General features: G+C 73.5%; 12 protein-coding genes and 1 pseudogene. 8 read left to right on the forward strand and 5 right to left on the reverse strand.

All coding sequences use genetic code 11. From position 1 onward, the window contains the following. Window positions 1-23: 23 nt before the first annotated feature. Together ACFWUY_RS34340 and ACFWUY_RS34345 are read right to left on the reverse strand one after the other, a co-directional pair. On the reverse strand, window positions 24-2,234 hold the full coding sequence (locus ACFWUY_RS34340) for an MMPL family transporter (RefSeq protein WP_384119097.1): 2,211 nt from the start codon (window positions 2,232-2,234) through the stop codon (window positions 24-26). 120 nt (window positions 2,235-2,354) lie between these two features. Continuing rightward, window positions 2,355-2,846 carry a MarR family winged helix-turn-helix transcriptional regulator gene (locus ACFWUY_RS34345; RefSeq protein WP_384119099.1) on the reverse strand — a complete coding sequence of 164 codons (492 nt, stop codon included), beginning with the start codon at window positions 2,844-2,846 and terminating at the stop codon, window positions 2,355-2,357. Between the two features lie 125 nt (window positions 2,847-2,971). On the opposite strand from ACFWUY_RS34345, the gene ACFWUY_RS34350 reads away from it, so the two are divergent. The 4 genes from ACFWUY_RS34350 to ACFWUY_RS34365 all read left to right on the forward strand — a co-directional run bounded on the left by ACFWUY_RS34350 (window position 2,972) and on the right by ACFWUY_RS34365 (window position 7,925). Then, window positions 2,972-4,618, forward strand: a complete 1,647-nt coding sequence (locus ACFWUY_RS34350; protein WP_384119101.1) for an SDR family oxidoreductase — start codon at window positions 2,972-2,974, stop codon at window positions 4,616-4,618. A gap of 102 nt (window positions 4,619-4,720) precedes the next feature. After that, on the forward strand, window positions 4,721-6,139 hold the full coding sequence (locus tag ACFWUY_RS34355; RefSeq protein WP_384119103.1) for a cryptochrome/photolyase family protein: 1,419 nt from the start codon (window positions 4,721-4,723) through the stop codon (window positions 6,137-6,139). A gap of 69 nt (window positions 6,140-6,208) precedes the next feature. Then, on the forward strand, window positions 6,209-6,994 hold the full coding sequence (locus ACFWUY_RS34360; RefSeq protein WP_384119105.1) for a sigma-70 family RNA polymerase sigma factor: 786 nt from the start codon (window positions 6,209-6,211) through the stop codon (window positions 6,992-6,994). 232 nt (window positions 6,995-7,226) lie between these two features. Beyond that, window positions 7,227-7,925, forward strand: coding sequence for a nucleotidyltransferase domain-containing protein (locus tag ACFWUY_RS34365; RefSeq protein WP_384119107.1), 699 nt, complete (start codon window positions 7,227-7,229; stop codon window positions 7,923-7,925). A 693-nt stretch (window positions 7,926-8,618) separates the two neighbouring features. On the opposite strand, the gene ACFWUY_RS34370 is transcribed toward ACFWUY_RS34365, so the two are convergent. Then, on the reverse strand, window positions 8,619-10,223 hold the full coding sequence (locus ACFWUY_RS34370) for an ISL3 family transposase (RefSeq protein WP_384119109.1): 1,605 nt from the start codon (window positions 10,221-10,223) through the stop codon (window positions 8,619-8,621). Window positions 10,224-10,541: 318 nt separating this feature from the next. Between ACFWUY_RS34370 and ACFWUY_RS34375 the strand changes: the two are divergent. Together ACFWUY_RS34375 and ACFWUY_RS34380 are read left to right on the forward strand one after the other, a co-directional pair. Continuing rightward, window positions 10,542-10,722, forward strand: a pseudogene (locus tag ACFWUY_RS34375) (hypothetical protein); the annotation flags it as partial. Continuing rightward, a complete protein-coding gene (locus ACFWUY_RS34380; protein ID WP_384119112.1) occupies window positions 10,719-11,372 on the forward strand; it encodes an alpha/beta fold hydrolase in 654 nt (217 codons plus the stop codon). The pseudogene ACFWUY_RS34375 and the gene ACFWUY_RS34380, both read left to right, overlap by 4 nt. 113 nt (window positions 11,373-11,485) lie before the next feature. On the opposite strand, the gene ACFWUY_RS34385 is transcribed toward ACFWUY_RS34380, so the two are convergent. Beyond that, on the reverse strand, window positions 11,486-12,541 hold the full coding sequence (locus tag ACFWUY_RS34385) for a MerR family transcriptional regulator (protein ID WP_384119114.1): 1,056 nt from the start codon (window positions 12,539-12,541) through the stop codon (window positions 11,486-11,488). A 37-nt stretch (window positions 12,542-12,578) separates the two neighbouring features. Continuing rightward, window positions 12,579-13,280 (reverse strand): adenosylcobinamide amidohydrolase, encoded by a 702-nt coding sequence (locus ACFWUY_RS34390; protein WP_384119116.1) that lies wholly within the window; start codon window positions 13,278-13,280, stop codon window positions 12,579-12,581. 215 nt (window positions 13,281-13,495) lie between these two features. On the opposite strand from ACFWUY_RS34390, the gene ACFWUY_RS34395 reads away from it, so the two are divergent. Further along, window positions 13,496-14,146: a fasciclin domain-containing protein gene (locus ACFWUY_RS34395; protein ID WP_384119118.1), complete on the forward strand. Its 651-nt coding sequence runs from the start codon at window positions 13,496-13,498 to the stop codon at window positions 14,144-14,146. A gap of 248 nt (window positions 14,147-14,394) precedes the next feature. Beyond that, window positions 14,395-14,871: an STAS domain-containing protein gene (locus ACFWUY_RS34400; protein ID WP_384119121.1), complete on the forward strand. Its 477-nt coding sequence runs from the start codon at window positions 14,395-14,397 to the stop codon at window positions 14,869-14,871. The last annotated feature ends 220 nt before the right edge of the window (window positions 14,872-15,091 follow it).

Raw genomic sequence — 15,091 nt, forward strand, 5'->3', positions numbered from 1 at the left:
CCTGCGTGTCCTCGGATGCGCTGTTACTTCGGAGCGGTGGCGCCTGCGGATTGGTCGGTCCGCTCCCCGACCTCGGGGCGGCGGCTCAGCGCACCGGGCCACCACGCCACCGGACCGAGGTCCCGGACGAGCGCCGGGACGAGGAGCGAGCGGACCACCAGGGTGTCGAGCAGGACGCCGAAGGCGACGATGAAGGCGATCTGGGCGAGGAAGGCCAGCGGGATCACGCCGAGCGCGGCGAAGGTCGCGGCGAGCACCACGCCCGCCGAGGTGATCACCCCGCCGGTGGCGGTCAGACCGATGCGGACGCCCTCACGCACCCCGTGGCGCAACGACTCCTCGCGGACCCGGGACATCAGGAAGATGTTGTAGTCGACCCCGAGCGCGACGAGGAACACGAATCCGTACAGCGGTACGGAGGCGTCGGTGCCGGTGAAGCCGAGGACGTGCTCGAACACGAGCGCCGACACGCCCAGGGTGGCGGCGAAGTTGAGGGCCACGGTGGCGACGAGGAGCAGCGGCAGCACCAGCGAGCGCAGCAGCGCCATCAGGATCACCAGGATGATCGCCAGGACCACCGGCACGATCAGCGTCCGGTCCCTGGCGGCCGTGCGCTGGGTGTCGTACTGCTGCGCGGTGGAGCCGCCGACCAGGGCGTCCGCCTCCGGTACCGCGTGGACGGCGGTACGGAGCCGGGCGAGCGTCTCCCGTGCCGCGTCGCTGTCGGCGGCGGCGGTGAGGGTGGCGTCGACGCGGACCCGGCCGTCGACCACGAGCGGCGACCCGGGCGCCGGGCGGCCCGAGGCGTCGACCGGGAACGCCGAGTCGACGCCGTCGACGTCCTCGGCGGCGGCGACCACCCGCGCGGCCGCCCCGGCGTCGGTGATGATCACCGCGGGGTTGCCGGCGCCGCCGGGGAAGTGGCGGCCGAGGGTCTCCTGCGCGGCGACGGACGGCGCGTCGTTCACGAAGATCTCGTCGAAGGGCACGCCGCGGGAGTTCAGGGCCGGGGCGAAGGCGGCGCAGGCCAGGAGCCCGGCGAGGGTGACCGCCCACACCTTGCGGGGCGCCCGGTCGACCAGGGCGGCGATCCGGTGCCAGACGGCCTGACCGCCGGACCGGGGGGCGGTGGCGGTGGTGACGGTGGTGGCCTGGGTGCTGGTGCCGGCACCGGTCCGGGTTTCGGTCCCGGTGCCTTCGGGGGCGGTCCTCGGGCGGGCCGGCCAGTACGCGGCGCGGCCCGTGAGGACCAGGGCCGCCGGAAGGAAGGTCAGCGCGCTGAGGACCGCGCAGACGATGCCGATGGCGCCGACGGGGCCGAGCGCCCGGTTGTTGGACAGGTCGCTCACGAACAGGGCGAGCAGGCCGAGGGCGACGGTCGCGGCACTGGCGACGATCGGTTCGAAGGAGCGGCGCAGGGCCCGGTTCATCGCGGCGAAGCGGTCCGCGCCGGGGGCCGTGAGCTCCTCGCGGTACCGGGCGGCCAGGAGCAGCGCGTAGTCGGTCGCGGCGCCGATCACCAGGATGGACAGGATGCCCTGCACCTGGCCGTCGACCCTGAGTACGCCGGCGTCGGCCAGCACGTACACGACGGCGCAGGCGAGGCCGAGGGCGAAGACCGCCCCCAGGATGATCATCAGGGGCAGCAGGACGCTGCGGTAGACGACCAGCAGGATGAGCAGCACCGCGATCAGGGCGACACCGAGCAGCAACCCGTCGATGCCGGAGAAGGCTCCGGAGAGATCGGCCTGGGTGGCGGCGGGGCCCGCGATCCACACGGTCGTGCCCGGGACCGCGGCCGCCGCCTTCCGGATCGTGTCGAGCGTCGTCGGCAGGGCGTCGCCGAGGTCGGGCCGCAGGGCGACGACGGCGCGCAGCGCCTCGCCGTCCTCGGAGGACAGGGCGGGGGAGGGCGGGCCCACGATGCCCTCACGCCCGGTGAGCTCGGCGAGGGCCCGGGTCGCGTCGGCCGTCGAACCGGCGGCCACCCGCCCGCCGTCCCGCGCGGTCCACACCACGATCGCGGGCACGGTCTCGGACCGGCGGAAGGCCTTCTGCTCCTCGATGACGCGGGTGGACTCGGCGCTGCGCGGCAGGAAGGCCGCCTGGTCGTTGGTGGCGACCTCGCCGAGGCGTCCGGCGAAGGGGCCGAGCCCGCCGCCCACGGCGAGCCAGGCGATGAGGAGGGCCAGGGGGAGCAGAAGTCGGGTACGGCGGAGGGCACTGGGTGGCATCGGGGCTCCGTACTGTATCTCTATCATTAACTATCTCAATGATTGAGAGAGTTTCTATCATGGGCCTCTCTCGGCTCTCGACACCCCTTCGGTCACCGTCCCCCGGACGGATGCACCGCCTCAGCGGCGGGGCACGCGCAGAGCCCCGAGCTCGTCGTTCAGCGTGGTCAGGAAACGCAGGGCCACCGAGAGCTCGGTCGGGTCGAACTGCTCCCGTGTCCGCTCCGCCGCCTCCGCCAGCGGCAGGAAGTACCGCCGGGCCGCCGCCCGCGCCCCGTCCTCGTACCGCACATGGACGACACGGCGGTCCGCGCTCTCCCGGGTCCTGCGGATGTGTCCCGCCTTCTCCAGCCGGTCGAGGCAGGCCGTGACCGCACCGGACGTCAGCCCGAGGTGCTCGCGCAGCCGTCCGGGCGTCAGCGGTTCGGGGCTGTCCAGAACCACCGCCAGCGCGTGCACGTCCGTGGGATGCAGCCCCTGCGTCTGCGCGAAACCGTGCACCAGGCGATGCAGCTCGCCCTGCGTCCGTCGCAGCGCGACGGCGAAGCTCTGCAGATCACCCACAGGGCCTTCGGGGGCGGCGGTAGCGTCTCGGTCTTCGTTGCTGGCCACACGGTCAGCCTATAGACAACGCTCCCACGCATCCGTGCGAGCCGCGGACGGGAAACATGAGGAGAGCGCCCTTCGCGCGCGCGTGACGCACGCGTGACGTCCCCGTACGGAACGGAGCACCCCCCATGGCGACGCACCCCCGGGCCGCGTCCGGTCGGCCGCTCTCCCTGGTGACCGGCGCCGGCGGCTACATCGGCGGCCGGCTCGTCCCTGAACTGCTCGACGCCGGGCACCGCGTGCGCTGCCTCGCCCGCACCCCGGCCAACCTCCGAGGCCACCCCTGGGCGGACCGGGTCGAGGTGGTACGCGGAGACGTCACCGACGCGGCCGGCTTGCGGACCGCCTTCCGCGACGTGGAGGTGGCCTACTACCTGGTGCACTCGATGGGGTCGGGCCGCGGCTTCGAGGAGACCGACCGCCGCGCCGCCCGCACCTTCGCCGAGGAGGCCCGCGCCGCCGGAGTGCGCCGCATCGTCTACCTGGGCGGACTCACCCCGGCGGACGTACCCGAACGGGAACTCTCCCCCCACCTGCGGTCACGGGCCGAGGTCGGCCGGATCCTGCTCGACTCCGGCGTCCCCACCACCGTGCTGCGGGCCGCCGTCGTCATCGGCTCCGGCTCCGCCTCCTTCGAGATGCTCCGGTACCTCACCGAACGGCTCCCCGTGATGGTGACGCCGAGCTGGGTCGGCTCCCGCGTCCAGCCCATCGCCGTGCGCGACGTGCTGCGCTACCTCGTCGGCAGCGCCTCCATGCCGGAGGACGTCAACCGCGCCTTCGACATCGGCGGCCCCGACGTCCTCACGTACCACGACATGATGATCCGCTACGCGAAGGTCGCCGGACTGCGCCGACGGCTCATCCTGCCCGTCCCGATGCTCACCCCCCGTCTGTCCAGCCACTGGATCGGCCTCGTCACGCCCGTGCCGGCCTCCCTGGCCCGCCCGCTCGCCGAGTCGCTGCGGTACGAGGTGGTCTGCGCCGAGCACGACATCGCCGAGCACGTCCCCGACCCGCCCGGCGCGCCCCTCCCCTTCGACGACGCCCTCGCGCTCGCCCTCCGGCGGGTCCAGGAGGCCCGGGTCACCACCCGGTGGAGTTCCGCCTCGCTCGCCGGCGCCCCCAGCGACCCCCTGCCCACCGACCCCGACTGGGCGGGCGGCAGCCTCTACGCCGACGAACGCGAACGGACCGTCGACGCCGGGCAGCGGGCCCTCTGGCAGGTCATCGAGGGCATCGGCGGGGAGAACGGCTGGTACTCCTTCCCACTGGCCTGGGCCGTGCGCGGCTGGTTCGACCGGCTCGTCGGCGGGGTGGGGCTGCGACGGGGCAGGCGCGACGCCGCGCGGCTGCGGGTCGGTGACGCGCTCGACTTCTGGCGGGTCGAGGAGATCGAGCCAGGGACGCTGCTGCGGCTGCGCGCCGAGATGCGGCTGCCCGGGCTCGCCTGGCTGGAGATGCGGGCCGAACGGGACGACGAGGGGCGGACGGTGTACCGCCAGCGCGCCCTCTTCCACCCGCGCGGGCTGGCGGGGCAGGCGTACTGGTGGAGCGTGTCGCCGTTCCACGCCGTCGTCTTCGGCGGCATGGCGAGGAACATCGCCCGGACGGCCGAGAGGGCCGAGAAGTCGGAGAAGGCCGAGGGGATCGGGGAGACCGAGGGGGCCGGGCTCGGGGCCGGCCGCGGCGCGCGTCCCTCCGGAGGCCTTCCTTCCGAGGGCCTTCCCTCCGTCGGCCGTCCCTCGGGGGACACCGGGCCGCCGCATCCGTGAACCGGCGGTACGGGGAAGGGGTGCGGCACGCACCTCCACAGCAGCCCACCGGGCGTCCGGCCGCACGGTCCGCCCGGTGACCGACCCCTCGGGAGTGGCCCCATGACCGTCTCCGTCGTCCTCTTCACCTCCGACCTCCGTGTCCACGACCATCCCCCGCTCCGCGCGGCCGTGGAGGCGGCGCACGAGGTGGTACCGCTGTTCGTCCGTGACCCCGCCGTGGACCGGGCCGGGTTCGCGGCACCCAACCGGCTCGCCTTCCTCGCCGACTGTCTGGCCGACCTCGACGCCGGACTGCGCGAGCGCGGCGGCCGGCTCGTCGTGCGCGGCGGCGACACCGTGACCGAGGTGTGCGGCGTGGTGCGGCAGGCCGACGCCGACGAGGTGCACATGGCCGCCGGCCACTCCGCCTTCGCCCGCGCCCGTGAGGAACGGCTGCGATGGGCCCTGGAGTCCGACGGGCGCCGCCTGTACGTGCACGACGCCGTGACCACCGTCGTACCGCCCGGGGACGTCACGCCGCAGGGCTCCGACCACTTCGCGGTGTTCACCCCGTACCTCAGGCGCTGGGCCGCCGAACCGCTCCGGACGCCCCTCGCGGCGCCCCGGTCGGTCCCGGTGCCGCAGGAGACGCGCTCCGAGCGGCTGCCGGAGCGCGCGTCCGTGGCGGGCGTCTCCGAGGGCCTCGCCACGGGCGGGGAGACCGAGGGACGCCGGAGGCTCGGGGCCTGGCTGTCCCGGCACGCCGACTCCTACGGGGAGGGGCACGACGACCTCGCGGGCGACGCGACCTCCCGCCTCTCCCCGTACCTCCACTTCGGCGCGGTCTCGGCGACCGAGGCCGTGCACCGGGCGCGGGCCCGTGGCGGCGCGGGCGCAGAGGCGTTCGTACGGCAACTGTGCTGGCGGGACTTCCACCACCAGGTGCTCGCGGCACGGCCGGAGAGCTCAGTCGAGGACTACCGGCCACGGCACGACCTGTGGCGGCGGGGCGAGGAGGCCGAGGCGGACCTCAGGGCCTGGCGGGAGGGCAGGACCGGCTACCCCGTGGTGGACGCGGCCCTGCGCCAACTGGCGTACGAGGGCTGGATGCACAACCGGGGCCGGCTGCTCGCCGCCTCCTTCCTCACCAAGACGCTCTACCTCGACTGGCGCGAGGGGGCCCGGCACTTCCTCGCCCTCCTCGTGGACGGCGACGTCGCGAACAACCAGCTGAACTGGCAGTGGGTGGCGGGAACGGGGACCGACACACGGCCGAACCGGGTCCTCAACCCCGTGCTCCAGGGCAAGCGGTACGACCCCGACGGCGCCTACGTCCGGCGCTGGGTTCCGGAGCTGGCGGGCCTCCCGGGGCGCTTGGTCCACGAGCCCTGGCGGCTGAAGGGCCCGGAGCGGGCCGCGTACGACTATCCCGACCCGCTGGTGGACCTCGCCGACGGCCTGAGTCGTTTCCGGCACGCCAGGGGACGGGACCGAGCACCTCGGGATCATCAGATCCGACGCACAAACGATGCGAGTTGATCCACCTCCTCCGAAGGCCGGACGCTGAGGGAGCCGGGAGCACCGGGCCCCGGGAGGAGGAGGACCGCCATGACCACACCCACCACCGCCCCCGCCCCCGTCCCCGTCCCCGCCCCCGCCCCCGCCCCCGCCACGGTGACCGACCCGGCCGTGGCGTCCGTGACGGCGGCCGACCCGGCCGAGGCGTCCGCCACGGCCCCCCGCCCGGCTCCGGCGTCCGCCACGGCCCCGGCGTCCGCCACGGCTCCCGTCCGGCCCGACGCGCTCTCGGACGAGGAGATCGGCCAGGGGCTCGCCCGGGGCGACGAGCGTTGCCTCGCCCTCGCCCACCGGCGCTGGGCCCGTCTCGTGCACACCCTCGCGGCGCGCGCCCTCGGCGACCCGCGCGAGGCCGAGGACGTCACCCAGCAGGTGTTCCTCGCCGCCTGGCGCGGCCGTGCCGGATACGACCCGGAGCGCGGACCCGTGCCCGCCTGGCTGGTCGGCATCGCCCGGCGGAAGATCGCGGACGCGCTCACCGCCCGGACCCGCAGGCTGGACCTCGTGGCAGCGGCCGGCGCGGCCCTCTCGCCGTCCGCCGGCACGCGGGAGGGGCCCGAGCACGTCCTCGACCGGATCGTGGTCACCCGTGAACTGGCGCGTCTGCCGAGGGTCCAGCGCGACGTGCTGACCCTCGCGTTCTTCGGCGACCTCACGCAGGTGCAGATCGCCGACCGCACCGGCCTGCCCCTGGGCACCGTCAAGAGCCACGCCCGCCGAGGACTTCAGCGGATGCGCCGCAGCCTGGACGCCGCACCGGCCCCGGGCCGGACGCCGGCCGACCGGACGCCCGCCGGTCGAGCGCTCGCCGGCTGAAGTGAGGCCCGGCCGTCACCCAGGCGGCAGACGGAGCTGATGCCGGCCCGCGTGCCGCTCATCGGGGACGGGCCCCGCGGCTGCGTAGGTCGGAAGCGGGAACGGCTGCCGGTAGGTTCCGGCATCACTCGGTGTCCGTGGAGCGCGTGAGAACCGATGAGAAGCGAGAGCACCTCTGTGGTGCCGGCGCCCGTCTCCGTACGGGACTGGCGTCGGCACGTAAGCTGCGATCATGGATGACCCCGTGCTCGCCGCCCGCGAACTGGTGCGGGACCGATTTCCCGCCGCCCGGGCGGCCTTCCTCGCCGGCAGCGTGCTGACCGACCGCCGGACACCCACATCTGATCTGGACATCGTGGTCCTCTTGGATGGGCCGCCCGCCCCCAGCCGGGAGAACCTGGTGTATCGCGGCTGGCCGGTGGAGCTGTTCGTGCAAACGGAGGCCGTCTGGCACAGCTTCGCCGACCAGGAGACCACGAAGCGGAGTTCGCCGCTGCTCGCCATGTGCGCTGACGGCATGCTCCTGGTGGACACGGATGGGCTGGGCGCTTCGCTCCAGGATGAGGCGCGAAAGCGTTGGGCCGCGGGCCCGCCGCCGCTCTCGGACCGTGAGCGTGACTACCAGCGGTACATCCTGACCGACTTGCTCGACGATCTGCGTGGCTGCGCGGACCCTGCAGAGCGGGTGTACTTGGTCTCGCACATGCTGCGGCGTGCCTCGGAGCTGGTCCTCCTGTTCAGCGGGCACTGGCTCGTCGGGGGCAAATGGCTGTCGCGGCGGCTGGCCGCGGCCGATCCCGGGGTGCACCGCGCGTTGTCCGAAGCCGCCGCGCGGGCGACCGCCGGGGACGCGAAGGCCTTCGCCGCGGTCGTGGCAGACGTATTGGACCTGGCCGGAGGCCCGCTGTGGGACGGGTATGCCGCCCGATGAACCGGTGAGACGCCATCACACCGGTCGTGCGGGGCACATCCATGGTTCCGAAGCAAGCATTCAGGCGTTCTCAGAACTCGGTTCTGGCACAGATCTTGGGGAGCCATCGCGGAGAGTGAAGGTTTTGTTCGATTGCAGGTGGCACGAGTCCGTCAGCGTTCCCGCATCCTGGTCCACCACCAGCCGAACATCGCCAACTCGATGTTGTTGGGTTCCGGCAGAGTTCGGCGCTCGAGCTCCGCATCGATGCGTGTGATCAGTCGACCCAAGTCCCTTTGTGCTCCGGGAGGAAGGCGTCGCATTGCCCACTCGAGGTCATCACGGGCATCTCCCACCCCGGGCGATTCGAACGCGGAGGCGTTCAGGTAGCGTCCAGGTTCCTTGAAAGCCCGCTCGAAACACGAGAGCGCATTGGCGACCGCGTTGGGCCACATCTCCTGGTCTTCGACCCGGCGGATCGCTGTACGAGTCCGCGCGGAGACACCGCGGACCCTCAGCACCGGATACTGCCATCGTGGCCGCCATCGCTCTGTGCGGACGGCCTTGGGACGCCTACGCGGCATCGCCCTTTCGGATCAACATATGGTCATCCTGCCACGGCTGGGCACCTGGGTGACCTTCTTCCGCACGCCCGCCATGGCAGATGTTCCTGCTTCTCGGTTCTCGCGCAGATCCTGGGGGCGTCTCGGAGTGTTACTGGAGAAGGATCATCTTGCGTAGGAGTTCGAATCCGGCTCGGCCGTAGAGCTGTCTCTTGATCTTCTTGATGCGGTTGATGGCGCCTTCGATGCTGCCGGAGCTCCAGTCGAGAGTGAGGCCGGCGGTCACGGCGTCGAGGTCTCGGCGCAGGTGGAGTGCGAAGCCCGTGAGGCCAGGCAGCCGGCTGGCGTCGACTGCGTCGATCCAGGTGGGGAGCGTGGAGCCAAGGCGGTCGGCAAGCATCTCGCCGAAGTCCCGGACGTGTCCGGCCGCCTCGTCCAGTTCGGGGCAGCGGGCCAAGATCTCCTTCAGGCCGGCGCGGTCTTCCTCGGTCAAGGCCGTGGGATGTCGGGTGAGCCAACCGGTCACCTGCCGCACCGTCGGCGTCCGCGGCGATGCGGCGGATGGAGCCCCACGCAAGGTGGCGATGTGGGCACGAACCATGCCGTAGGTGACGGGAGCCTGCTCGGCGGCCAGCTCGCCGTGGAGCCGGGTGACGCTGGTGCATCCCTCTGCGAATCGTCGTTCGAGGTACGGCTTGTAGGGGTCGAGCCTGCTGGGCCGGGGCCGGTTGTCGCGGATGGTGTCCTGCCAGCGTGCGGCGTTCGCGTACCGGAGGACGGTGTTGAGGCCCCAGCCCAGGTGCCGGGCGATCGCCCGGCGGGAGTGGCCCTGGGCGAGCATCTCGTGGACCAGGGCGTGTGCGGCCTTCTTTCTCTCGGCCCGCCGGCCAACCGGCTCCGCGTCGTCCTGCGGCCGATCGGAAACCGGTTGTGTGGCGGGCGGCAGGAGGCCGCTGGGCGAGGGCCTACGCAGGCAGTCGCGGTGGGCGGCGACGCAGGTCTCCACGGCCCGGCCCAGGCCCTGCCACAGGTGGAACCGGTCGGCGACCTGCAGAGCATCGGGGGCACCGCGCCGGGCGCCCTCGGCGTAGGCGCCCGCCCGGTCCCGGCAGATGATCTCCACGCCGGGGTGGCGGTCCAGCCAGGCGGCCAGCGGTCCGGCCTCGCGGGTCAGGAGCACATCGACCACGCGACGGTCTTCGACGCTGGTCAAGACTGTGGAGTAGGTCTGGCCTCGACGGATCGCAAAGTCGTCCACGCCCAGCGCCCGCGGAGTACTGAACACCGGATCGGGCAGCGACATGACCCTGCGTAACAAGGTCATCCTTCCCGCACCGAAGCCGAGCTGTGCCGCCAGCCGGGCGCCGGCCCGCCCCGCCAAGGCGAGTCCCACCCGCTCCAGGGCTCGGTTGAGACGCGTGGTGAACCGCGAGTGCGGGACAGTCAGCCGGGCGAACGGCTCGGCGAACGTCCGACGCGGGCAGTCCGCCGACCCGCAGATGAAACGCCTGACCGTCAGCCGGATCACAAAGCTCTGATCAGCCAGCGGAAGGTCCTTCAGCCCGCGCTGGTAACGGTCGTGGACCCGGCCCGATAAGCGGCCGCAGTCCGGACATGCCGCCCCTGCCGCGCGGCCTCTCGCCATCACCTCGACCGTGCCGAACGCGGCCGTAGCCGCCTCGACCTCCACCTCGTCGATCCCGTCGAACACCAGTGAGTCCCAGAACGGTGCATCGGTCTGCATGACCAGCACCATCACCGTCCACCGCCGACCACGGCAGCGAACGGAAGAAACCCGATGGAGCGTCAGTTACGACTGTCACACGGCAAGGCGCACGCTGTCTCGCACGAGCCGACTCCTCGCAATCGAACACCGAGTAACGCTCCGCGACGGCTCCCCAAGATCTGTGCCAGAACCCAGAACTCGGCGACATCACTTTCTCGTGAACGAGGGTGCTCGCGCCACTGAGCCACCGGCGCTCTCGTCACCCACCGACAAAGCCAGGCCCGGCCCCTGCTCGGGCTCGACGCCCGGTGGGGTCCGTGTCCGACGGCGTGCGCGACCTGGCAGACTGCGGCCCTCACGGTCGTCTCCCCCCTCGTCATGAGCGCCCCGCTCGTCCGGGGAAGCGGCAAACGACTTCCTGGAGGCCCATATGGCGAAGCGGCCCGGACACGCGGCCCGCACGGCCCGTACGAGCGGGTTCTTCCCCCGGCCACCGCGCCGGCGTGCGAACGGGACGGACCCGCGATGACCTGTCGTACCCGGCGGGCCGACCCCGGCGCCCCGAGCGCGCTGATCGTCCGCACCGCGCCGACCGCGCCCACCGCGGCCGTGCTCTTGCTCCACGGAGGCCGCGCCGACGGACCCGAGCCGCCGCCCGCCCTCAATCTCCCGGCGCTGCGGATGCGCCCCTTCGCGGCCGCGGTGACCCGCGCCGTACGGGGCCGGGACGTGCTGATCGGCGAGGTCCGCTACCGCCACCGGGGCTGGAACGGCTCTCGTGCCGACGCCGTCAGGGACGCGGAGAGCGCCCTCGCTGCCCTCCGGGAGCGGGCCGGATCCGTACCGGTCGTTCTCATCGGTCACTCCATGGGCGGCCGCGCGGCCCTCCGCGCCGCGGCCGATCAGGCCGTACGCGGTGTCGTCGCCCTCGCGCCGTGGTGCCCCGCCGGCGAGCCCGTGGACCACCTCAGCGGCCGGCGGCTCTACCTGCTCCACGACGAGACGGACCGCGTCACCTCGGCCCGCGAGTCCTGGGACTTCGTCCGCAGGGCGCGGGCGGCGGGCGCCGACGCCGTCGGCATCCCGATGCCGACCGGAGGCCACGCCATGCTCAGGGGCGCGGACCTCTGGCACCGCCGTGCGGCGGAACTCACCGCGGCCCTGCTCGCGCACGGCTGAGAGGGCGGGCCGAGCGCACGGCCGAGTGGGCGGCTGGACGGGCAGGGCGGCGGAGGTCGTGGGGGTCGCGGAGTCGTGGGAGCGCGGGTCGCGGCTTCCGCCCGCGGCCGGTGTCAGCCGTCGACCGCCGCCGCCGCCGTCGTCGGCTCCGTGGAGAGCCTGGAGAGGCCGTCCAGCGCCTCCCGCAGACCGCCGGGCCGCAGCATCCCCGCCGGTACGGTCCGGCCGGCCCAGCCCGGCCCGGCGAGCATCACCAGGGGCTGCGTCCGCGCTCCCTTGACGCCGAAGGAACTCGCCGCGACGTGCCGCGCCAGGGCGTGGTTCGCGGTCGAACGGGCCTGTGACCAGAGGACGACCGCGGCCGGACCCGTGCGCCGTACGGCTGCGTCGAGCGCCTCGGCCGGGACGGCCGCGCCGAACATGCGGCTCTGCAGGCCGCGTTCGGCCAGACCCGCCGCGAGCGCCTCGAGCGGCAGGGTGTGCTGCTCGCCGGGGACGCACGCGAGGAGGGCCGGAGGCGTGGGAGCGACGGGAACGGGTCCGGCGGGCGCGACCCGCCGGAGCGCGGTCGACACGTGCCAGGACAGCAGGTGTTCCACCTCGACGTAACGGTCGCCCGAGGACTCCCACTTGCGTCCCACCGCGTGCAGGGCCGGGGCCATCACCTCCTCCCAGGCGGTGACGAGGCCGTGGTCCGCCACGACGTCACGGAGCAGGGAGTCGAGCGTGGGGCCGTCGAGCCGTACGGCGGCGCGGGCGAGCCCGCGGCACTCCAGGCGCACGTCTCCGAGGGGCAGGCCGTTGCCCGATCCCGGCTGACGGCCCGGGGCGCGGGGCACATGCGTCGTCGGCCCGCCCGCTCCGGGCACTTCGGGATGCGGGAACGGGGGCCGGGCGGGCGTCCCGACGCCCTCGCCGGCGTGCGAGCGCGCGGTCCGGGCCGTCCGGGCCGCCCGCGCCGCTTCGGCGGGTGGGAGGCCGGAGGCGGTGAGCCGGCACATCTCCTCCAGCATGGCGACGTCCGCCGGCGTCCACCGCCGGTGGCGCCCGCCCTTCCGCGCGGCGGGTCCGACGCCGTACCGCTGGTCCCAGGAGCGCAGGGTGGTCGGCGACACCCCGAGGCGCCTGGCCACCGCCCCGGTCGTGATGCCGTGCTCCGTATCGGCCATGCCTCCAGGGTACGACGCACAAACGATGCGAGATACGTCAGGAGGCCGGGTGCGGCCCCTCGGCGGCGAGCAGCTCCGCACAGGCCTCCCTGGTCGCCCGGTGCACCGCGCGGGCGAGCCGCGCGCCCCAGAGGGAGCGCGGACCGGCGAACGGCTCGGCGTCGTCTCCGGTGGGCGAGGGCGCCGCCACGCAGACCGCGTCCGTGGGCGTCCCCGAGGCATCGGCTCCGAGTTCGACCAGGGCCTGGGTCTTCGCCTCGGTGGCGGTGGCGACAGCGTTCACGAGCGCGGCGTCCGTGAGGGCCACGGGCAGCGACACGATGATGTTGATCGTCCCCGGACGCGGGACACCGACCCCTCCTGGTCCCGGGGCGGCGGCCCAGCCCCGTACACCGATCCCGGCGGTGACCACGGCCCGTACGCCGCCGTCCTCGGCGTGGCGCCGGTCCGCGACCGAGGCCGCCGTCATCAGCCCCACACCGGGGCCCGCGAGCCCCGCGCCCGAGGCCAGGTCACGCAGGTGCGCCACGGGGTCGCGCCGGTCGTAGCCGGGCGGTACCTGGGCGTTGAGCACCCACCCGCGCGCGCCGATGCCTCCGCCGAGCACGGCGCTCGACACCATGCGCGTGCCCGGTCCGGGCGCCCACACCAGGAGCGGCCACTCCCGGCCCCCTTCCTCGTGCGTGCGAAGAGCGGCGTCCGCGAGGGACGCGCTGGTCAGAAGGGTTCCGGGAAGCACCCCACACCCTAACGCGAGGCCCTTTCTCACTCGAACGGGTGAAAGACCCATCCGGACGGTCCCGGGCTCCGAAACACCCCACGACAACAGGACCCCGGCGGGAAGTTCCCCGCCGGCGGTCCGGACGCGTCACCGCACTCCCGGCCGGGGTGGTCGTGCCGTTCTCCTCTCCCCGTGCGCCCTCACCGCGCACACGAACCAAGGGGTTCCTCCTCATGAACGCTCTTCGCCTCCGCCGCGCCGCCGTCGCCGTGGCAGCCGCCGCGGCACTGCCCTTCTCCCTGGCCGCCTGCTCGGACTCCGGCTCGGACACCAGGTCCGAGGCCGGTTCCCAGGCCTCGGAGACCGCGGCGCAGGAGAACACGCCCTCGACCGGGACGGACACGGCCGCCGACGGCCCGTTCGGCCCGGCCTGCGCCGGCGTGCCCAAGGACGGCGCCGGCTCCTTCGACGGCATGGCGAAGGACCCCGTCGCCACGGCCGCCTCGAACAACCCGGCGCTGTCCACGCTGGTGTCCGCCGTGAAGCAGGCCGGCCTGGTGGACACCCTCAACAGCGCCGAGAACATCACCGTGTTCGCGCCGACCAATGACGCCTTCGCGAAGATCCCGAAGGCGGACCTGGACAAGGTGCTTGCCGACAAGGACACGCTGACGAAGATCCTCACCTACCACGTGGTCGGCCAGAAGCTGACGCCGAAGCAGCTGGAGAACGGCTCCTTCGAGACCCTCCAGAAGGGCATGATCACCACGGAGGGTTCGGGCGAGGCGTACACCGTCAACGACTCCTCGAAGGTCGTCTGCGGCAACGTCCCCACGGCCAACGCCACCGTGTACATCGTCGACACCGTCCTGATGCCCAAGTAGGCCGAGCAGGCCGAGCAGGCCAAGTAGGTCGAGCAGGTCGAGCAGGTCGGAGCAGGTCGGAGCAGGTCGGAGCAGGTCGGAGCAGGTCAAGCAGGACGGAACAGGGCGGCGGGCGCCGGGTCACCGGCGCCCGTCCGCGGACGCGCCCGTGGTCCGTACGGGTGATTGATCTCCCCCGCACGTGCGCATCCGCGGGCCGGCGGGGTGAGCCGGCGTGCCGTTCGCGGCCCCTGTCCCGTTGGCCCGGTGTGAGTACCGCAAACAACCTTCCGATACTGAACGCCCCTTCCACCCCTGCTGCCGCGTCGGGCGCCGGACCGCTGGACCAGGGTGCGGACTCCGCGCCCTGCGCCATAAGCGTCCGTTCCTGCACCACTCCCGACGCGCGCACCCTGCGGGTCGAACTCCACGGCGAGGTCGACCACCACAGCGCGGGGCCGCTGAGGGTGATGCTGGCCGTCGCGCCCACCCACGGCTACCACCGTCTGATCCTCGACACCTCGCGTGTCACCTTCGCGGACTCCGCTCTCCTGCGGATCCTCACGGACTGGACGGACCGGGGCCGGAGGCTGCGGCTGACCGGCATCACCCCGGCGATGGAACGGCTGCGCGCAGCCGCCTGGGGCGCCTCTCCGCCCACCGCGCGCCGACGCGTCCGGCACGGAAGGGAGTTCGCGGGGGAGGGGGCGTGGCCTTCTCGCTGCTCGCCCGCGTCCCCCTGCTGAGTCCCCTTGCCGGTCGCGGTGGCCCTGCCGCCCCGCGAGCGATCCGAACCCCGTACCGCCGGGGCCGGCACGTGGGAGCGGGGGTGATGCGGGGACGAGCCGACGGATGACACCACCCGCCCGTCCGTGAGACCCGGGGCGGGGGGGGGGGGGGCGGCCGGGGGGAGGTGGCAGGCGGGCGGCCGCGGGGGTGGGGGGGTGGTGGGGGGGTGGTGGTGTG

Origin of the sequence: Streptomyces sp. NPDC058664, from assembly GCF_042716635.1 — a bacterium.
GTDB lineage: Bacteria > Actinomycetota > Actinomycetes > Streptomycetales > Streptomycetaceae > Streptomyces.